Origin of the sequence: Bradyrhizobium sp. SZCCHNS3052 (genome assembly GCF_032484495.1) — a bacterium.
GTDB lineage: Bacteria > Pseudomonadota > Alphaproteobacteria > Rhizobiales > Xanthobacteraceae > Bradyrhizobium.
Map to the genome: position 1 here is coordinate 47823 of NZ_JAUETB010000019.1, position 19611 is coordinate 67433.

Sequence of the window (19611 nt, forward strand, 5' to 3'; positions counted from 1 at the left end):
TCCGGATCATGCTCTAGAAATCATCATCGTCGGACTCGTCGGGCGGCTCGACAGCACTGGCGTCCGATTCGGGCGGCTCGGGGGCGAGCCGGCGCACTTCGACCACCTTGGTGCCCGGGAACCGCGCCAGGATCTCCTGTACGCGCGGATCGGCCTCCGCCGCCGCCTCTCGCTCGCTCTTGGCGCGCAGGTTCTGCTCGCGCAAGGTCGCCTGACCCGGCTCGTTGGAAACGATCACCGTCCAGCGCCGGCCGGTCCAGTCTTCCAGCTTGCGGCCGAGGTCCGAGACAAGCGAGCGCTGCGCCGTCCGTTCCAGCGCGATCTCCAGCCGTCCCTCTTCGAAGCGGACCAGCCGCACGTCCATCTCCAGCGCGCTCTTGGTGATCAGGTCACGATTCTTGCCGGCCAGCGCGACGAGTTCCTGAAAGCTCGCGATGCGCAGCGCGGGCTGGTCCTGTGTTGCCGGCGCCGGCTGTGACGACATCGCCTGCGGGCGCATCGAACCGCCGACCGCAGCGAGCGTCGGGCCTTGCGCGCGCGGCGCCTGCATCGGCGCCGACGTCATCACAGGCGGCGTTCCCGCGCTCATGGTGGATGCCGGCGCAGCACGCGCTCCGCCGCCGTTCGTGACAACGGGAGATCCGCCGCCGTTCTGGTCGATCATCCGAATGGCTTCGTCGGGCGTCGGCAGATCGGCCGCGTAGGCAATCCGTACCAGCACCATTTCCGCGGCGGCGGCCGGGCGCGTCGCACCTTGGGTCTCGGCAATGCCCTTGAGCAGCATCTGCCACATCCGCGACAGCACCCGCATCGACAGCTTGGTGGCGAAGTCGCGCGCGCGCAGCCGCTCGGTCTCGCTGAACGCGACGTTGTCGGCCGTGGCCGGCACGACCTTCACCCGGGTGACGAAATTCACGAACTCGGCCAGATCCGACAGCACGACCACGGGGTCGGCGCCGACGTCATATTGCTCGCGGAATTCCTTGAAGGCGGCGGCGATGTCGCCGCTGGCGAGATGGTGGAACAGGTCGATCACGCGGGTGCGGTCGGCGAGGCCCAGCATCTGACGGACATCGTCGGCGCGGACTTCGCCGGCGCTGTGCGCGATCGCCTGATCGAGCAGCGACAACGAATCGCGCACCGAGCCTTCGGCGGCGCGCGCGATGATGCCGAGCGCCTCGGGCTCGATCGTCACGCCTTCCTTGGTCGCGATGCCCGAAAGATGCTTCATCAGCACGTCGGCCTCGACGCGGCGCAGATCGAAGCGCTGGCAGCGCGACAGCACCGTCACCGGCACTTTGCGGATCTCGGTGGTCGCAAACACGAACTTGGCGTGCTCCGGCGGCTCCTCCAAGGTCTTCAGGAAGGCGTTGAACGCCGCTGTCGACAGCATGTGGACTTCGTCGATGATGTAGACCTTGTAGCGCGCGCTGGCCGGCGCATAGCGGACGCTGTCATTGATCTGGCGGACGTCGTCGACGCCGGTATGGGACGCCGCGTCCATCTCGAGGATGTCCATGTGCCGGCTTTCCATGATCGCCTGGCAATGGGTGCCGAGCACCGGCATATGGATGGTCGGCCCCTTCACCGAGCCGTCCGGCAGCTCGTAATTCAATGCGCGGGCGAGAATGCGGGCGGTGGTCGTCTTGCCGACGCCGCGGACGCCGGTCAGAATCCAGGCCTGCGGAATCCGGCCGGTCTCGAACGCGTTCGAGACCGTGCGCACCACGGCCTCCTGGCCGATCAGATCTGCGAAGCTGGAGGGGCGGTATTTGCGCGCCAGCACCCGGTAGGGCTTGGCGGGAGCGTCGGCGCTGTCAGGCGGAACAGGTGGGGCGCCAGCGTCGGTCATCGAGCGATCCGCAAGTGAGCATTCCAGGCCGGCATCGATCGCGATCGTCGACGCAATCAGCCGGAGCGCGGTCGAGCGCCCGCCCTGCGCGGGGTCCCCGCCATCTTTGCGCGATTCGCTCGAGAAAACAGGTAGGAGACTGACGAGCGACCCGATCCGGACCTCGTTAGGGCTGCTTCCTTCCGGACCTGACCCGGTTGGCGAGTGGCTCGTCCACCGCCAATCTCCCGCTGCCTATTTGGGGCCAAATGGTCCGGAAAGCAAGCGCGAGCTTCGCCGGCCTAGTCTACCGCCCCGCGGGCTTGTGCCGCAGCTCGGAAAGGCTTTAGGTGCCCGCGAGCTCCCCACCTGACCATCCGCCAGGAACCGCCGCATGCCCGAATCAGCCTGGTCGCTGCATCCGCAACTTGCGAAGGATACGATCGACATTGGCGACCTGCCGCTGTCCCGCGTGCTGGTGATCAAGGACGCGAACTATCCTTGGCTGCTGCTGGTGCCGCGGCGCGAGGACGCGGTCGAGATCATCGATCTCGACGAGGTCGCGCAGGCGCAGCTGATGACCGAGATCACGCGGGCGTCACGCGCGCTCAAAGAGATCACCAAATGCGACAAGCTCAACGTGGCCGCGCTCGGCAACATGGTGCCGCAGTTGCACGTCCACATCATCGCGCGACGCACAAGTGACGTGGCCTGGCCGCGACCGGTGTGGGGCGCCGCGCCGCCTGTGCCCCACGATGCGCAGGAGGTGCAGCAGTTCATCAGCGCTATCAGGCGCAAGATCTGGCTAGGGTGAGAGATGTCGCCATTCGACTTGTTTCCGTTGGGCAAGCCGGCCTTCGTCGGCCATCCGATCGATCGCGCCGCCCATCTGCGCTTCCATGACGACAAGCTGATCGCCTTTGAAAGCAAGCCGTCGACGCGGGCCTATGTCGTGCATCGCGATTCGCTGGTGCTGAAGCGCGAGGGCGACAAGCTGCGCGCGCTGCTGTCGATCGACGAGGCGCTGAAGTTCGGCGCCAATCCGGGAACGATCTTCCTCGGGCTGCAGGACGGAGCGGCGATGTTCGGCATGGGCATCTCGCCGGCGGCCGTCGAGAAGCTCGCCGGGCGCGACGATGTGGCCGTCACCGAGCTGCGCGGGATGGCGATGCAGGGCGCGATCCCGGTCGACCAGTTGGCGACGATCGCGATGGCGAAGTCCCTGGTATCATGGCATCAGCGCCACGGCTTCTGCGCCAATTGCGGCGCCAAGACCGCGATGCGCGAGGGCGGCTGGAAGCGCGAATGCCCGAGCTGCAAGACGGAGCATTTCCCGCGCACCGATCCGGTCGTGATCTCGCTGGTCGCCTCCGGCGACAAGTGCCTGCTCGGGCGGCAGAAGCAGTTTCCGGCCGGCATGTATTCCTGCCTCGCCGGCTTCGTCGAGGCGGCTGAGACGATCGAGGACGCCGTCCGGCGCGAGGTGTTCGAAGAATCGGGCATTCGCTGCACCGACGTGACTTATTACATGACCCAGCCTTGGCCCTATCCGTCGTCGCTGATGATCGGTTGCAGCGCCCGGGCGCTCAACGAAGACATCGTCATCGACCGCACCGAGCTCGAGGACGTGCGCTGGTTCAGCCGCGACGAGGCCCGGCAGATGCTACTGCGGCAGCATCCGGACGGCTTGGCGGGACCGCATCCGTTCGCCATTGCTCATCATCTGGTCGGCCGCTGGCTGAAGGAGAACGACGAGCGGTAACAGGAAACCAGCCCGGCCCTCTGTGGAAACGGCCAGACCCGGCCGCAAAGGGCTGAACGGCCGATCCTTGCCTTGGAACGATTTTCTCTATATGAGGGTTTTATAGCCTTCCTATGGAACAAGTTTCTCCATGACCGATGTCGCCGCCCAAGGCTCCGAGGCCAATCGCCGGCTCGATGCCATTGACCGCAAGATTCTGATGGTCCTGCAGGAGGACGCATCGCTGTCCGTCGCCGAGATCGGCGATCGGGTCGGATTGTCGTCGACACCGTGCTGGAAGCGCATCCAGCGGCTGGAGGCCGATGGCGTGATCCTGCGCCGGGTGGCCCTGGTCGATCAGAACAAGATCGGGCTCGGCATCTCCGTGTTCGTGTCGGTGGAGAGTGCGGACCATTCCGAGGCCTGGCTGCGCAAATTCGCCGAGGCGGTCAGCTCGATGCCGGAGGTGATGGAGTTCTACCGAATGGCTGGCGACGTCGACTACATGCTGCGCGTCGTCGTTGCGGACATGCAGAGCTACGATGTCTTCTACAAGAAGCTGATCAGCGCGGTGCCCCTGAAGAACGTCACCTCGCGCTTCGCCATGGAGAAGATCAAGTCGGTCACGGCGCTGCCGGTGCCGCCGGTCTGAGCCGAGCATTCCGGGCCGCTTGGACGTTGCAGCGCCGGCGTCCCGAACTCCAGTCGTCATCCCTAACGAACGTTTACCGGAAGTTATTCCCATCCCTCTATTCTTGGATGTGATGACGTCCGGTGCAACCATACCTCAGTCTTCGCGCCCGTGGCTCAATGCCACGGCGCTTCTGATCGCGAGCTTTGTCGCGGTCGCAGCGCTGTCACTCCAAGTGCGCGCGGGGAGCGAAATCGTGGCCGTCGCTTTCCCACCTTGGTGGAGCGCGCACCACGCGATGCTCGCTGCGGCTTCGGCTGACGCCGCGCTCGTGCGCACAACGACCATTTCATCGCTGCTGGTCGTTCGTCCCGGCGAACACGACGGCTCGGCGCGGCTGCGCGAGGCCGGAGCCTGGCTCATCATCGATCCGCAGGCGGTCTCCGCCTGCCTTGCAAAATGATCTCTTTGGGGGAATCGGAAATGAACGTCGAGACCAGCGATCTGGCAACCCTCCGGCACACGACCAGCAAGCTTCTGCTGGCGGTACTCTGGGTTCACGTTCCGCTCTCCCTCATCATCGGGCTGTCGCGCGGCGACTGGCTGATGCCGACCATGCTCATGGTCGTCATGGCGGTGGTGGCGACCCTTTCCTGGCGCAGCGCCGGCGACACCTTGTCGACCCAGCTCACGGTCGCGGTCGCCGTCATGGGCGGTGTATCTGTGCTTGTCTACCAGATGTCCGGACATGCCTGGCAGATCGACATGCACATGTATTTTTTCGCCGCGCTCGCCTGTCTGGTCGCATATTGCGACTACCGGCCGATCCTGGCCGGCACCGTCGCCGTCGCGCTTCACCATCTGGTCCTGAACTTCGTCTTTCCTGCAGCGATCTACCCGGGCGGCGCTGATTTCGGCCGCGTTGTGCTGCATGCGGTCATCCTGCTGATCGAGGCCGGTGTTCTCATCGCCCTTGCGCTCAAGCTGACGCAGTTGTTCGAAACCAGCGCGCGCAAGACCGCGGAAGCCGAATCGGCGATCGCTGCCGAGGCGCGCGCCACCGCCGAGCGGTTCGAGGCCGAGCAACGCGTCAAGCAGCAGGCTGATCTTGCCCGTCGCGAGCTTGCGGAAGGCTTCGAGCGCAAGATCGGCGGCATCGTCGAGGCGGTGGCCGTCGCCGCCAACGAGATGCAGAGCCTGTCCTCGTCGATGAGCCGGAGCAGCGCGGAGTCCTCGCGCCAGACGTCGGCCGCGGCCGGCGCCTCGCAACAGGCGTCGACCAATGTCGAGACGGTCGCTGCCGCAACGGAAGAGCTGACTGCGTCCATCAACAGTATCTCACAGCAGGTGACGCGGTCGGCGGAGATCGCCGCGAAAGCGGCGGACGAAGCTCGCCGCACCAACACCGTGGTCGCGAGCCTGGCTGCCGGCACTCAGAAGATCGGCGAGGTGGTGACGCTGATCCAGACGATCGCCAGCCAGACCAACCTGCTGGCGCTGAACGCCACCATTGAGGCGGCGCGCGCCGGCGAGCACGGCAAGGGCTTTGCCGTCGTGGCAAGCGAGGTCAAGGCGCTCGCCAACCAGACCGCGAAGGCCACCGAAGAAATTTCCAGCCAGGTGCAGAGCATCCAGAGCGCAACGGGTGACGCCGTCTCCGCCATCCAGGCGATCGGGGGAACGATTGCCGAGATCGACGACATCTCCAAGGAGATCGCCACCGCGGTCGAGCAGCAGGGCCTCGCCACCGGAGAAATTTCCGGCAACGTGCAGCAGGCGGCAGAAGGCACGCGGCTGGTCAGCCAAAGCATGGGCAGCGTGACCCGTGCCTCCGACGAGACCGGCAGCGCCGCCTCGCGCCTGCTGGAGTCCGCGACCGGACTCACCTCTCAATCGGCCCGGCTCAAATCCGAGGTCGATCAGTTCCTGAGCTCCCTGAGGGCCGCTTGATCCCATCGAGTAGGATGGGATCAGCGCGAGCATCGGCCCTGGCGGGACATCATCAGCGCGGCCTCAGATCGTCTGGTTGTAGGCGCCGACTTCGGGATGCGTCCGCAGCACCTCGTTGACCGCCTCGAACATGTCGTGCATGCGCCGCTCGGACACCGGGCTTTCGACCACCACCACGAGCTCGGGCTTGTTGGATGACGCTCGCACCAGACCCCAGCTGCCGTCCTCGACGGTGACGCGGACGCCGTTGACGGTGACGAGATCGCGGATCTTCTGCCCCGCCACCTTGCCGCCCTTCTGCTGCAGCGCCTGGAAGTGCTTCACGACAGCGTCGGCGACGCCGTATTTGACCTCGTCGCCACAATGCGGCGACATGGTCGGCGACGACCAGGTCTTTGGCAGCGCGTCCTTCAGGTCGGCCATCGACTTGCCCGGCGCCCGATCGAGCATATCGCAGATCGCGATCGCCGAGACCAGACCGTCGTCATAGCCTCGCCCGAACGGGCGGTTGAAGAAGAAGTGCCCCGACTTCTCGAAGCCGGCGAGCGCACCGAGCTCGTTGGTGCGGCGCTTCATGTAGGAATGGCCTGTCTTCCAGTAGGCGGTCTTCGCGCCCTGCGCCTGCAGCACCGGATCGGTCATGAACAGGCCGGTTGACTTCACGTCGACGACGAACTGCGCGTCCTTGTGGATCGCCGACATGTCGCGCGCCAGCATCACGCCGACCTTGTCGGCGAAGATCTCCTCGCCGGTATTGTCGACCACGCCGCAGCGATCGCCGTCGCCATCGAAGCCGAGGCCGACATCGGCCTCGTGCGCGAGCACGGCATCGCGGATGGCGTGCAGCATCTCCATGTCTTCGGGATTGGGATTGTATTTCGGGAAGGTGTGATCGAGCTCGGTGTCGAGCGGGACAACCTCGCAGCCGATCGCCTCCAGCACCTGCGGCGCGAACGCGCCCGCGGTGCCGTTGCCGCAGGCCGCGACCACCTTCAGCCTGCGCTTCAGCTTGGGACGGCTGGTGAGGTCGGCGATGTAGCGCGCCGGATAATTCTCATGGAACTGATAGGAGCCGCCGCTGCCATTCTTGAACGCGGCCTCGAGCACGATCTCCTTGAGCCGGGTCATCTCTTCGGGGCCGAAGGTGAGCGGGCGGTTGGCCCCCATCTTCACGCCGGTCCAGCCGTTGTCGTTGTGCGAGGCGGTCACCATGGCGACGCAGGGCACGTCGAGGTCGAACTGGGCGAAATAGGCCATCGGCGTCACGGCAAGGCCGATGTCATGCACCTTGCAGCCGGCGGCCATCAGGCCCGAGATCAGGGCGTATTTGATCGAGGCGGAGTAGCCGCGGAAATCGTGCCCGGTCACGATCTCCTGCTTGACGCCGCGTTCGGCGATCAGCGCGCCCAGCCCCATGCCGAGCGCCTGCACCCCCATCAGATTGATCTCCTTGTTGAACAGCCAACGCGCGTCATATTCGCGGAAGCCCGTCGGCTTCACCATCGGCTCGGATTCGAAGGCGTAGGTATTGGGAACCAGGACGGGCTTGGGTTTCGGAAACATCAGGAGACGGCCTCGGCAATATCACATCAATGGAAGAAGGCATTCGTGCTTAGCACGACGTCAGACAACAGTGTCAGAAGGCAGAGGAATGCAGGCAACAATCGGGCAGGACCGCTCGAGCAGGCCACCCGACGAACTATTCAATGACTGCGACTCGGGATCGGCCTGCCTGCCGGTATGTGGGGGCCGGTGACGCGCGAAACAACATTCCGCTTCGGTGCAGCCTACTGCTCCAGCACCATCTGGCCGTTGGCGTAGGCGAAACGCTTCAGCTTGGACAGGAAGGACAGGCCGAGCAGATTCTCCGACAGCGCCGTATCGGGCAGCACCAGGGCATCGACGTCACGCACGGTGAGCTCGCCGAGCTCGACCATCGCAAGCCTGGCCCGGGCGGCCTTCACGGTGCCGTTCGCCGTGGTCACGGTGGCGGTGTAGTCGCCGCGCGCCGGACGCAGGCCGAAACGGGCGGCCGAGCTCTCGTTCAGCGCGACCATCGAGGCGCCGGTATCGACCATGAAGCTGATGCGCTGACCGTCGATGCGGCCATCGGCGCGGAAGTGACCGCGGCGGTCGGTCGGAATGCTCAGGCTGCGCTGGCCCGCAGCAGACGGTTCCGCCGTGGCAACCCGCGCGGACGGCGTCGCGGATGCCGACGCGGGGGTCAGGCGATCGGCCAGTTGCGCCATGAAGGTGCCGAGACCGACGAGAACGGCCGCGAAGATCATTATGTTACGCATGACGCAAACGCCCGACTTTACCCCGCAACCGATTTGACCATCAAAGCCGCTGACGGGCGACTGCGAGCGACCGGCTGCCGCCGCCATTTTGGCGAAAACGATGAGTGAAGCGTTAACGACAACGACGGCGGCGGTACAATTTGCATGAGCTACGTCCCCCGCGGCTTGGCCCGCCGGGTCGGCTCGGCATGGGCCGGATCGTCGGGCCAAGGATGGCGCGGATAGCGGCCGCGCAGGTCGGTGCGGACCGCGGCATAGGAACCGCGCCAGAAGCCGGGCAGATCGCGCGTCACCTGCACCGGCCGCTGCGCCGGCGACAGCAGCTCCAGCACCAGGGGCACCGCGCCGCGCGCGATCGAGGGATGGACGTTCAGGCCGAACAGCTCCTGCAGCCGCACCGCGATGGTGGGCCCCTGCTCGGCCTCGTAGTCGATCGCCAGCATGGTGCCGGTCGGCGCCTCGAAATGCGTCGGCGCCTCCCGGTCGAGCCGGGCGCGGAGATCCCAGGGCAGCAGCGCCATCACGGCGTCGGAGACGTCGCCGGGCGATATGTCCTTGAGCGAGGTCTTGTCGGCGAGCAGCGGCACCAGCCAGTCCTCGCGCCGCTCGGCCAGGCCCGCCTCCGACAGGTCCGGCCAACTGTCGCCTTCCGCCTTGCGCAGGAAGGTGACGCGGTCACGCCACTGCCTGGCGGCCTTCGACCAGGGCAGCCGGTCGAGCCCGGCCGCGCAGATCCCTTCCGCGAAGATGCGCGCGGTCTCCTCCGACGGCGTCAGCGCGACTGGCGCATCCGCCATGGTGATCGCATGCAGCTTGCGCCGGCGGCGCGCCCGCAACGCCATCGCGTTTTGATCGAAGCTGACCTCGTCTCTCGCTTCGATATGTGCAGCAAAATGCCGCTCTATATCCTCGATCGCCAGCGGCGCCGCCAGCAGGATGCGGCCGCTGGCCGCCGTTCCCGTCAGCTCACCGACCGCGATATACGGCACGCGCGCCAGCGACGAGGCGGGGTCGACGGCGGCGCCGCGGCCATTGGCGAGCACGAAGCTGCCATTGCCGCGATTGCGCGCGACCCGGTCGGGAAAGGCGAAGGCGAGCATCAGGCCGGTGGAGATGTCCGCGTCTCCGGCGCGGGCGGACGCGGACGACACCTGCTGCGCCCACCGCCGCGCAAGGTCGCGGGCACTTTGCGCGCGCGGCGAGCGGTCGCGGCGGAACTGATCGAGCCGCACCTCGAGATCAACGCTGTCGCCGCCCAGCCCGCGCTCGGTCAGGATGGCGGCGATGTCGGCGGCCTGCGCCGCCGCGCCGTGGTCGGCGGCATCGACGATCATCCGCGCCAGCCGCGGCGGCAGCGCCAGCGCCCGCAGCCGCCGGCCCTCGTCGGTCAGCCTGCCATCGGCATCGAGCGCATCGAGCTCGCGCAGCAGGTCCCTTGCCTCCTTCCAAGCCGGTTGTGGCGGCGGATCGAGGAAGCTCAGCGCGGAGGGGTCATTGACACCCCATTGCGCCAGGTCGAGCACCAGCGAGGACAGGTCGGCGCTGAGGATTTCCGGCTGCGTATAGGCCGCCAGCGAGGCCGTCTGCGGCTCGTCCCATAGCCGGTAGCAGACGCCAGGCTCGGTGCGGCCGGCGCGGCCGCGGCGCTGATCGACAGCGGCGCGCGAAGCCCGCACCGTCTCCAGCCTGGTGAGGCCGATGTCCGGCTCGTAGCGCGGCACCCGGGCGAGACCGGAATCGACCACGATGCGGACGCCTTCGATGGTCAGCGAGGTCTCGGCAATCGAGGTCGCCAGCACCACCTTGCGCTGCCCTTTCGGGGCGGGCGAGATGGCGCGGTCCTGGACGGCGGAATCGAGTGCGCCGAACAGCGGCACGATCTCAACGCTGGCATCATGAACGCGCTCGGCGAGCATGGTCTGGGTACGCCGGATCTCGGCCGCGCCCGGCAGGAACGCCAGCACGGAGCCGGCATCGGCGCGCAGCGCGCTGGCGATGGTCTCGGCCATCTGGCGCTCGACCGGCGCATCCGGCTTGCGGCCGACATAGCGGGTCTCGACCGGATAGGCGCGGCCCTCGCTCTCGACCACCGGCGCATCGCCGAGCAGTCTGGCGACGCGGGCGCCGTCGAGCGTCGCCGACATCACGAGGATACGGAGATCCTCGCGCAGCCCCTGCTGCGCATCGCGCGCCAAAGCGAGGCCGAGATCGGCATCGAGCGAGCGCTCGTGGAATTCGTCGAACAGCACGGCAGCGACGCCGGTCAGTTCGGGATCATCGAGGATCTGCCGGGTGAAGATGCCCTCGGTGACGACCTCGATGCGGGTCGCGCGCGAGATCTTCGAGCCGAAGCGCACGCGGTAGCCGACGGTGTCGCCTACGCGCTCGCCGAGCGACTTCGCCATTCGCTCGGCCGAGGCGCGGGCCGCGATCCGGCGCGGCTCCAGCACGATGATCTTCTTGTCCCCAACCCAGACTGCATCACGCAAGGCCAGCGGCACCCGCGTGGTCTTGCCGGCGCCGGGCGGCGCCACCAGCACGGCGGTGTTGCTGCGTTCGAGCGTGCCGGACAGATCGTCCAGCACGGCATCGATGGGCAGCGGTGTGTCGAAGCGGAGGGGCAATAGCAGCAACCCGTCATCACCCGCGAAGGCGGGTGATCCAGTAAGCGCAAATCTCGCGGATCACGAAGATCGGGCGTACTGGATACCCCGCCTGCGCGGGGTATGACAATGCCATGTCAACCGCCCTTCACCGATGGCCTGCCGATGCTCTCGTAGACGAAGCCGTGGGCGGCCATCTCGTCGGGGCGGTAGACATTGCGCAAATCGACGACGACCGGATGCGCCATCACCTCCTTGAGGCGATCGAGATCCATGGCGCGGTACTGCACCCATTCGGTGACCAGCACGATCGCATCGGCGCCGGTCGCGCACTCATAGGGATCGTCGTAGTAGGCGATCTCCGGCAGCTCCTTCTTGGCCTGCTCGATGCCGACGGGATCATGCGCGCGGACCTTGGCGCCCATGTCGAGCAGACCGGTCACCAGCGGGATCGACGGTGCCTCGCGCATGTCGTCGGTCTCCGGCTTGAAGGTGAGGCCGAGCACCGCGACCGTCTTGCCGCGCAGATTGCCGCCGACGGCATGCGCCACCTTGCGCGCCATCGCGCGCTTGCGGTTGTCGTTCACCGCCAGCACCGATTCGACGATGCGCAGCTGCGTGTCGTAGTCCTGTGCGATCTTGATCAGCGCACGCGTGTCCTTCGGGAAGCACGAACCGCCGAAGCCCGGACCGGCATGCAGGAACTTGGAGCCGATGCGGTTGTCGAGACCGATGCCGCGCGCCACCTCCTGCACGTCGGCGCCGACCTTCTCGGCGAGATCGGCGACCTCGTTGATGAAGGTGATCTTGGTGGCGAGGAACGCATTGGCGGCGTATTTGATCAGCTCGGCGGTGCGGCGCTCGGTGTACATCATCGGCGCCTGGTTCAACGACAGCGGGCGATAGATGTCGCCGAGCACCTTGCGGCCGCGCTCGTCCGCGGTGCCGACGACGATGCGATCCGGCCATTTGAAATCGCGGATCGCAGCACCCTCGCGCAGAAATTCCGGATTGGAGGCGACGACGACATCGGCCGTCGGATTGGTCTCGCGGATGATGCGCTCGACCTCGTCGCCGGTGCCGACCGGCACCGTCGACTTCGTCACAACCACGGTGAAGCCGGTGAGCGAGGCCGCGATCTCGCGCGCGGCGGCATAGACGTAGGTGAGGTCGGCGTGTCCGTCGCCGCGCCGCGACGGCGTACCAACCGCGATGAAAACGGCGTCGGCCTCCGCGACCGGCTGCTTGAGGTCCGTGGTGAAATCGAGCCGCTTGGCCTTGACGTTGGCCGCGACCAGCGCATCCAGGCCGGGCTCGAAGATCGGGATTTCTCCGCGATGCAGCGCGGCGATCTTGCTCTCATCCTTGTCCACGCAGGTCACCTGGTGGCCGAAATCGGCGAAGCAGGCACCGGACACCAGACCCACATAGCCCGTGCCGATCATCGCAATTCGCATCGAAACCCATCCTTCAAGGTTAATACTTTCGCGTCTTAAACCATTTGCGGTTCAAGGGGAATTTAGAAAACGGCATGACGTTTGGATGACAAGGAGGAGTATTAACGGCTCTGCCCGACAATGCGGCAGCTCCGCGCCAAAGAGGGACAGCATGACCGCGAATGGTACGCCGAAAACGGCCGGAACCGAGACGCGCATCGACTGGGTGGACTACGCCAAGGGTATCTGCATCATCATGGTGGTGATGATGCACTCGGTGCTCGGCGTCGAGCTCGCCGCCGGCGAGACCGGCTTCATGCACGCCGTCGTCGCCTTCGCCAAGCCGTTCCGGATGCCCGACTTCTTCCTGATTTCCGGCCTGTTTCTGCCACTGGTGATCGACCGGGACTGGCGTACCTATCTCGACCGCAAGGTGGTGCATTTCGCCTACTTCTACGTGCTGTGGGTGACCATCCAGTTCGGCTTCAAGGCGCCCGGCTTCGCCGCCGCGTCCGGCTGGCCGCACGCCGGCTACCTGTACCTGGAATCCTTCATCGAGCCGTTCGGCACGCTGTGGTTCATCTATCTGCTGCCGATCTTCTTCGTCGTCATCAAACTGACACGAAAGCTGCCGGCGCCGGTGATCTGGGGCGTCGCGGCCGGCCTCGAAATGGCGCACATCGTCACCGGCTGGACCGTGATCGACGAATTCTGCGCCCGCTTCGTCTACATCTATTCGGGCTATCTGTTCGCGCCTGCCATCTTCGCGCTGTCGGATCGCGCGCGGGCGCAGCCGATGCTCGCCATCGTCAGCCTGCTCGCCTGGGCGGTGATCAACCAGTCGCTGGTGAACCTCGGTGTCAGCGAATGGCCGGCTGTCTCCCTCATGCTCGGCTATGCCGGCGCCGTCGCCATCATCATCGCCGGCACGCTGCTGGCGCGCGCGCAGCTCCTCAACGCATTGCGGTTCTGCGGCGAGCATTCGATCGTGATCTATCTCGCCTTCTTCCTGCCGATGGCGGCGACGCGCACCTTGTTGCTGAAGACGGGCGCCATCGCCGACATCGGCACGATCTCCCTGCTCGTGACCGTCGCCGGCGTGCTCGGCGCGCTCGCGATCTGGCGCCTCGCGCTGCGCCTCGGCGCACGCTTCCTGTTCGAGCGCCCGATCGCGTTCTGGATCGCGCCGCCGAAGCCGAAAGCCGTGTTGCAGCCGGCGGAGTAGCGTCACCGTCAGGGCACCAGAAGCAGCGCGCCACGGCTGCGGCCGCTCTCCAGATCGATATGGGCCTCGACGACCCGCGCCAGCGGATACGCGGTGCCGTGGCCGACGAGATCGCCATCGGCGAGCGCGGCGAGAACCGTCGCTGCATCCCTGCGATAGTCGGCGACATCGTTGACATGGGCCATCACGCTCGGGCGTGCCAGCGACAGGCTGCGGCGCGGCCCTAGCTCCTCGACGGCAAGGCTTGGAATTGGACCGCCGGACTGACCGATGCTGGCGACCGTCCCGAACGGCCTGACGCAGGCGAGCGTCCGCGCAAGCGTCTTGCCGCCGACGCCATCATAGGCGACGTCGACGCCGCGCCCGTCGGTCAATCGCTTCACGGCATCGACGAAGTCAGCATCCCGGCCGACGATCAGATGGCGCGCGCCAGCGGCACGCGCGAGCTCCGCCTTGGCCTCCGAGCTCACCGTGCCGATGACGGTCGCGCCGCGCAGCCGAGCCATTCGCGTCAGCACCTGGCCGAGCCCGCCGGCGGCACTGTGCACCAACAGCGTCGTTCCGGCTCCGACGGCATAGGTACGATTGAGCAGCATCGCCGCGGTGATGCCTTTCAGCAGGGTCGACGCAGCGCTCGCTTCAGACACGGCGTCGGGCAGCGGCATCGCGCGCCAGGCGGGCAGATTTCGCTCCGAGGCATAGGCGCCGACCGGGGCGCCGGCATAGGCGACGCGGTCGCCGACGGACAACTCTGTCACGTCCGCGCCTTTCGCCGTCACGATCCCCGCCCCTTCGACCCCAGGAATTCCATCGGGCAGCGGATAGAGGCCGCTGCGCTGATAGATATCGATGAAGTTCACGCCGATCGCGGTGTGGCGCAGCCGGATCTCGTTGGCGCACGGCGCCGGCAGCTCAACATTCTCCAGCACCAGATTCTCCGCGCCACCCGGTGCCTTCAGTCGAACGATAGCAACCATGCCCGTCTCCACACATCTTGCCTTGATCCGGACAGTGTGGTCAGCGTTGGCATTCTGCGGAATTGCCCAATTTGGCTCCCCTATTGTGAATATTCGAACATGCGGATCGACTGGACCGACCTTCACCACTTCGTGACCCTGGCCCGCGAGGGCACGCTGTCGGCCGCCGCACGTGGTCTCGGCGTCGATCATGTCACGGTGGCCCGCCGGGTCGCGGCCCTGGAACGGGCCACCGGGCTGAAGCTGGTCGACCGCCGAGCGCGGGCCTATGAGCTGACCGAGGACGGCCGCCGCCTCGCCGCGGCCGCCGGCCCGATGGAGCAGGCCGCGTTCGCGATCGAGCGCGCCGTGGTCGCATCGCGTCCCGGTCTGGCCGGTGAGGTCTCGGTCAGCGCGCCGCCGACGCTCGCCAACAGGCTGATCGCGCCACGGCTGGTCGAGCTGCACCGGCGGCATCCCGCCATCATCATCAAGCTGATCGGCGAGAAGCGCAGCGCCTCGCTCAACCGACGGGAAGCCGACATCGCTCTGCGACTGTCCCGTCCCGACGAGCCCGGCCTGATCGCACGCAAGATCGGCCGCTTCGGCTTCAACCTCTACGGCGCGCCGCACTATCTCAAGGAGACGCCGCAGCATGCGCTCGGATTCATCGCCTATGATGCCAGCATGGACTCGGCACCCCAGCAGCAATGGCTGAAGGCGGTCGCCGGGCAGCGCCCGATCGTGTTTCGGAGCAGCGATCTCGAGAGCCAGGCCGCAGCGGCGCGCGCAGGGCTGGGGCTCGCCGCCCTGCCGCATTTTGTCGGCGATCATGATCCCGACCTCACCCGCTTCGAAGCCGGCGCGGCCATCAGCAGGGACATCTGGCTCATCGTTCATCGCGACCTCAGGCGCACGCCCCTCATTCGCGCCGTCATGGAGTTCCTGACCCGCTGCGTCCGACCGGACTGAGGGGCGGAAAAATCCGGTGCGCATGGCGTCGTCACGGCTGTCAATGCGAGCGAAAATCCCTACATTGCGGCCATGCCCAAAGCTCCCCAGAAAGCCGCCGCCACGCCCGCCGCCCCTGTGCCTGCCGCCGCCAAGAATTTGGCGAAGGGCGCGGCCAACGGCGACCATGTGTTCCTGGTCGACGGCTCGTCCTACATCTTCCGCGCCTATCACGCGCTGCCGCCGCTCAACCGCAAGTCCGACGGGCTGCAGGTCAATGCCGTGCTCGGCTTCTGCAACATGCTGTGGAAGCTGCTGCGCGACATGCCCGAGACCGACCGACCGACGCATCTGGCCATCGTGTTCGACAAGTCCGAGGTCACGTTCCGCAACAAGATCTACGCCGACTACAAGGCGCACCGGCCGCCGGCGCCCGACGACCTGATCCCGCAATTCGCGCTGATCCGCGAGGCCGTCCGCGCCTTCGACCTGCCGTGCCTGGAGCAATCGGGCTTCGAGGCGGACGACCTGATCGCGACTTATGCGCGGCTTGCCTGCGAGCGCGGCGCCACCACCACCATCGTGTCCTCGGACAAGGATTTGATGCAGCTCGTCAACGACTGCGTCACGATGTACGACACGATGAAGGACCGGCGCATCGGGGTCGCCGAGGTGATCGAGAAGTTCGGCGTGCCGCCGGAGAAGGTGGTCGAGGTGCAGGCGCTGGCCGGCGATTCCACCGACAACGTGCCGGGCGTGCCCGGCATCGGCATCAAGACCGCCGCGCAGTTGATCACCGACTATGGCGATCTCGAAGGCCTGCTGACGCGCGCAAGCGAGATCAAGCAGCCGAAGCGGCGCGAGGCGCTGATCGAGAACGCCGAGAAGGCGCGGATCTCGCGCCAGTTGGTGCTGCTCGACGACAAGGTCGTGCTCGATGTGCCACTCGACGACCTCGCGGTGCACGAGCCCGATCCGCGCAAGCTGATCGCCTTCCTCAAGGCGATGGAGTTCACCACGCTGACGCGCCGCGTCGCCGAGTATTCGCACATCGATCCGGCCGACGTGTCGGCGGATGAACAGTTGAAGAGTGGTGCGGGCACTGCTGCCTCTGTTTCCTCCCCCCTTGTGGGGGAGGGTCAGGGAGGGGGGCGCCCCACGAACGGTGCCGCCGCAGCCCCCCCTTCCCCAGCCAAGGGGGGAGGGAGCTCTAGAGGCGGTGACCCGCGCACCGACAAGTCGGCGATGAGCAAAGGCACACCCGCCAGCCTCGCCGAGTCCAGGGCCGAGGCGGCCAAGAGCGCGCGGATCGATCGCGATAAATATCAGACCGTGCGCACCGTATCGGAGCTGAATGCGTGGCTCGCCCGCGTCCATGACTTCGGTCGGGTCACCATCGACGTCAAAGCCAGCTCGATCGATCCGATGCAGGCCAGCCTGTGCGGCATCGCGTTGGCGCTGGCGCCGAACGACGCCTGCTACATCCCGCTGGCGCATCGCCAGGCCGGCGATGGCGGCGGCCTGTTCGATGCCGGGCTCGCACCTGGCCAGATCAGGGACAGCGAGGCGCTCGCTGCCCTGACGCCCATCCTGGAATCGGCCGGCCTGCTCAAGATCGGCTTCAACATCAAGTTCACGGCCGTGATGCTGGCGCAGGCCGGCATCACCCTGACCAACACCGACGACGTGCAGCTGATGAGCTACGCGCTGGACGCCGGACGTGGATCGCAGAAGCTCGACTCGCTGTCCGAGCACGTGCTCGGACACGCCATGATCAGTGAAGGTGAGCTGATCGGGAGCGGCCGGAACAAGCTGACCTTCGAGCAGGTCGCCATCGATCGCGCGACCGCGCATTCCGCGGAAGCCGCCGATGTCATCCATCGGGTCTGGCGCGTGCTGAAGCCGCGCCTCACGGCGGAGCGCATGACCGCGGTCTACGAGACCCTGGAGCGGCCGCTGGTGTCGGTGCTGGCGCGCATGGAGCGGCGCGGCATCTCGATCGACCGCCAGGTGCTGTCGCGCCTGTCCGGCGACTTCGCCCAGACCGCGGCGCGCGTCGAGGCCGAGTTGCAGGAGCTGGCCGGCGAGCCGATCAATGTCGGCAGCCCGAAGCAGATCGGCGACATCCTGTTCGGCAAGATGGGCCTGTCGGGCGGCACCAAGACCAAGACCGGCGCCTGGTCGACCTCTGCCTCCATCCTCGATGACCTCGCCGAGCAGGGCAACGATTTCGCGCGCAAGATCCTGGAATGGCGCCAGGTCTCGAAGCTGAAATCGACCTATACCGATGCGCTGCCGACCTATGTCAACCCGCAGACGCATCGCGTGCACACCACTTACGCGCTGGCGGCGACCACCACCGGCCGGCTGTCGTCGAACGAGCCGAATCTGCAGAACATCCCGGTGCGGACCGAAGATGGCCGCAAGATCCGCCGCGCCTTCATCGCGACGCCGGGCCATAAGCTGGTGTCGGCCGACTACTCGCAGATCGAGTTGCGGCTGCTCGCGGAGATCGCCGACATCCCCGTGCTGAAGCAGGCGTTCAAGGACGGGCTCGACATCCACGCGATGACGGCATCCGAGATGTTCGGCGTGCCGATCAAGGACATGCCGAGCGAGGTGCGCCGCCGCGCCAAGGCGATCAATTTCGGCATCATCTACGGCATCTCCGCGTTCGGCCTCGCCAACCAGCTCGGCATCGCCCGCGAGGAGGCCTCGGCCTACATCAAGCGCTATTTCGAGCGCTTCCCCGGCATTCGCGACTACATGGACGCGACCAAGGAGTTCTGCCGCAAGCACGGCTATGTCACCACGTTGTTCGGCCGCAAGTGCCATTACCCCGAGATCAAGGCCTCCAACGCCTCGGTGCGCGCCTTCAACGAGCGCGCCGCGATCAATGCGCGGCTGCAGGGCACCGCGGCCGACATCATTCGGCGCGCCATGATCCGCGTCGAGGAGGCCCTGGCGCAAAAGAAGCTGTCGGCTCAGATGCTGCTGCAGGTGCATGACGAACTGATCTTCGAGGTACCGAACGACGAGGTCGCCGCGACCTTGCCGGTGGTGCAGCACGTCATGCAGGACGCCCCCTTCCCGGCGGTGCTGCTCTCGGTGCCGCTACATGTCGACGCCCGCGCGGCTGATAACTGGGATGAGGCGCATTGAGCTGATCGCGGTGATCTCTGCCTCGTCATCGCGAGCGCCGAAATCCGTCACGAGCGAGATGCCACCCTCCCCTGGAGGGGGAGGGTCGATCGCACGCAAAGCGGGCGAGCGGGGTGGGGTGAGCCGCGGGCGCTGGCGCCTGTGGAGAGATCACCCCACCCCGCCTCCCATTCGCTGCGCTCGTGAGAGGCGACCCTCCCCCTCCAGGGGAGGGTGGGCAGCGTGCCTCGCAACGCAGCCCTCATACGCATCCGTTTGATGCTCCCCAATACGATGATCATTGGCTGCAACGCGAGCCGTAGACATGCCTCAGCCTTCTCGCAGCATGATTTGCTCGAGGGATGCATGTCGTTCGCCCTCTGAATTTTGCAGAGGGCGCAGGGAAGGCCGGGCCTCGGCTGAGGCCCGTGGCCCGCCTGCTCAAAAGAATGCAGGCGGCAGGTACCACAGGTTCAGCCGGACAGACCCGGCCCTCCCTGCGCGATGGGCTTAACGTCTGCTCCGAGCTCTCCCCGGGGACCGGCTTGTTTGCCCCCGTCACCAGCGCGACACGTGATGTCACGCAGGCTTGGCGCCAGCTTCGGGGCGCCAGGACCACACGGCTTGAACGTCCGCGAGCTGCCAATCGTCCAGCGCATCAGCACCTGACAGGCCCGCGGCCACCGCTCCCCGCCTCAACGTATCGTGACGACGCGTACGCCCCTCTGCATGAGGACGGGATGCGCTGAATAGAGCACGATTTCGGAAAAATAGCAATACAAATCTTGACGAGCGCGTTGCCCGATGCCGAGCGATGACGCCGTCCCCTGTTCACGGTCACTCGGA

Annotated in this window: 14 protein-coding genes and 1 other RNA gene; 8 read left to right on the forward strand and 7 right to left on the reverse strand. The window is 66.5% G+C overall.

The annotated features are described in order from the left end of the window. Positions 1-13 precede the first annotated feature (13 nt). Positions 14-1852 (reverse strand): DNA polymerase III subunit gamma/tau, encoded by a 1839-nt coding sequence (locus tag QX073_RS33105; RefSeq protein WP_316169602.1) that lies wholly within the window; start codon positions 1850-1852, stop codon positions 14-16. A 131-nt stretch (positions 1853-1983) separates the two neighbouring features. Beyond that, positions 1984-2080: signal recognition particle sRNA small type (gene ffs / locus QX073_RS33110), an RNA gene on the reverse strand. Positions 2081-2225: 145 nt separating this feature from the next. On the opposite strand from ffs, the gene QX073_RS33115 reads away from it, so the two are divergent. The 5 genes from QX073_RS33115 (at position 2226) to QX073_RS33135 (ending at position 6153) form a co-directional block, all read left to right on the forward strand. After that, a complete protein-coding gene (locus QX073_RS33115) occupies positions 2226-2645 on the forward strand; it encodes an HIT family protein (protein WP_316227023.1) in 420 nt (139 codons plus the stop codon). A 3-nt stretch (positions 2646-2648) separates the two neighbouring features. Beyond that, a complete protein-coding gene (gene nudC, locus QX073_RS33120; RefSeq protein WP_316227024.1) occupies positions 2649-3593 on the forward strand; it encodes an NAD(+) diphosphatase in 945 nt (314 codons plus the stop codon). Between the two features lie 130 nt (positions 3594-3723). Next, a complete protein-coding gene (locus QX073_RS33125; protein WP_315715344.1) occupies positions 3724-4224 on the forward strand; it encodes an Lrp/AsnC family transcriptional regulator in 501 nt (166 codons plus the stop codon). Positions 4225-4336: 112 nt separating this feature from the next. Next, the gene (locus QX073_RS33130; protein ID WP_316227025.1) at positions 4337-4666 is read left to right on the forward strand and encodes a hypothetical protein; all 330 of its coding nucleotides are present in this window, start codon (positions 4337-4339) and stop codon (positions 4664-4666) included. 20 nt (positions 4667-4686) lie between these two features. Continuing rightward, positions 4687-6153: a methyl-accepting chemotaxis protein gene (locus tag QX073_RS33135; protein ID WP_315825863.1), complete on the forward strand. Its 1467-nt coding sequence runs from the start codon at positions 4687-4689 to the stop codon at positions 6151-6153. Between the two features lie 63 nt (positions 6154-6216). Here QX073_RS33135 and QX073_RS33140 read toward each other — a convergent pair whose 3' ends face one another. From QX073_RS33140 to QX073_RS33155, 4 genes are all read right to left on the reverse strand, one after another. Then, positions 6217-7716, reverse strand: a complete 1500-nt coding sequence (locus tag QX073_RS33140) for a phosphomannomutase/phosphoglucomutase (RefSeq protein ID WP_316227026.1) — start codon at positions 7714-7716, stop codon at positions 6217-6219. A gap of 224 nt (positions 7717-7940) precedes the next feature. Beyond that, entirely contained in the window at positions 7941-8441 is a 501-nt protein-coding gene (locus tag QX073_RS33145) for a TIGR02281 family clan AA aspartic protease (protein ID WP_315799204.1), read from the reverse strand. Positions 8442-8602: 161 nt separating this feature from the next. Next, positions 8603-11077, reverse strand: coding sequence for an ATP-dependent helicase HrpB (gene hrpB / locus QX073_RS33150; protein WP_316227036.1), 2475 nt, complete (start codon positions 11075-11077; stop codon positions 8603-8605). A 116-nt stretch (positions 11078-11193) separates the two neighbouring features. Continuing rightward, on the reverse strand, positions 11194-12513 hold the full coding sequence (locus QX073_RS33155) for a UDP-glucose/GDP-mannose dehydrogenase family protein (RefSeq protein ID WP_315715339.1): 1320 nt from the start codon (positions 12511-12513) through the stop codon (positions 11194-11196). Positions 12514-12664: 151 nt separating this feature from the next. Here QX073_RS33155 and QX073_RS33160 point away from each other — a divergent pair, with 151 nt between their 5' ends. Next, positions 12665-13717, forward strand: a complete 1053-nt coding sequence (locus tag QX073_RS33160; RefSeq protein WP_316192250.1) for an acyltransferase family protein — start codon at positions 12665-12667, stop codon at positions 13715-13717. Positions 13718-13725: 8 nt separating this feature from the next. Here the strand turns inward: QX073_RS33160 and QX073_RS33165 are convergent, their stop codons facing one another. After that, positions 13726-14694, reverse strand: a complete 969-nt coding sequence (locus QX073_RS33165; protein ID WP_316192248.1) for a quinone oxidoreductase — start codon at positions 14692-14694, stop codon at positions 13726-13728. A gap of 99 nt (positions 14695-14793) precedes the next feature. Here QX073_RS33165 and QX073_RS33170 point away from each other — a divergent pair, with 99 nt between their 5' ends. Further along, positions 14794-15645, forward strand: coding sequence for a LysR family transcriptional regulator (locus tag QX073_RS33170; RefSeq protein ID WP_316192246.1), 852 nt, complete (start codon positions 14794-14796; stop codon positions 15643-15645). 72 nt (positions 15646-15717) lie between these two features. Beyond that, on the forward strand, positions 15718-18786 hold the full coding sequence (gene polA, locus QX073_RS33175) for a DNA polymerase I (protein ID WP_316200363.1): 3069 nt from the start codon (positions 15718-15720) through the stop codon (positions 18784-18786). The last annotated feature ends 825 nt before the right edge of the window (positions 18787-19611 follow it).

Excerpts from the sequence above, each read along its gene's own strand:
- QX073_RS33105 (WP_316169602.1), bottom strand. The coding sequence starts at position 1,852 with ATGACCGACGCTGGCGCCCCACCTGTTCCGCCTGACAGCGCCGACGCT.
- QX073_RS33115 (WP_316227023.1), top strand. The coding sequence starts at position 2,226 with ATGCCCGAATCAGCCTGGTCGCTGCATCCGCAACTTGCGAAGGATACG.
- nudC (WP_316227024.1), top strand. The coding sequence starts at position 2,649 with ATGTCGCCATTCGACTTGTTTCCGTTGGGCAAGCCGGCCTTCGTCGGC.
- QX073_RS33125 (WP_315715344.1), top strand. The coding sequence starts at position 3,724 with ATGACCGATGTCGCCGCCCAAGGCTCCGAGGCCAATCGCCGGCTCGAT.
- QX073_RS33130 (WP_316227025.1), top strand. The coding sequence starts at position 4,337 with ATGACGTCCGGTGCAACCATACCTCAGTCTTCGCGCCCGTGGCTCAAT.
- QX073_RS33135 (WP_315825863.1), top strand. The coding sequence starts at position 4,687 with ATGAACGTCGAGACCAGCGATCTGGCAACCCTCCGGCACACGACCAGC.
- QX073_RS33140 (WP_316227026.1), bottom strand. The coding sequence starts at position 7,716 with ATGTTTCCGAAACCCAAGCCCGTCCTGGTTCCCAATACCTACGCCTTC.
- QX073_RS33145 (WP_315799204.1), bottom strand. The coding sequence starts at position 8,441 with ATGATCTTCGCGGCCGTTCTCGTCGGTCTCGGCACCTTCATGGCGCAA.
- QX073_RS33155 (WP_315715339.1), bottom strand. The coding sequence starts at position 12,513 with ATGCGAATTGCGATGATCGGCACGGGCTATGTGGGTCTGGTGTCCGGT.
- QX073_RS33160 (WP_316192250.1), top strand. The coding sequence starts at position 12,665 with ATGACCGCGAATGGTACGCCGAAAACGGCCGGAACCGAGACGCGCATC.
- QX073_RS33165 (WP_316192248.1), bottom strand. The coding sequence starts at position 14,694 with ATGGTTGCTATCGTTCGACTGAAGGCACCGGGTGGCGCGGAGAATCTG.
- QX073_RS33170 (WP_316192246.1), top strand. The coding sequence starts at position 14,794 with ATGCGGATCGACTGGACCGACCTTCACCACTTCGTGACCCTGGCCCGC.
- polA (WP_316200363.1), top strand. The coding sequence starts at position 15,718 with ATGCCCAAAGCTCCCCAGAAAGCCGCCGCCACGCCCGCCGCCCCTGTG.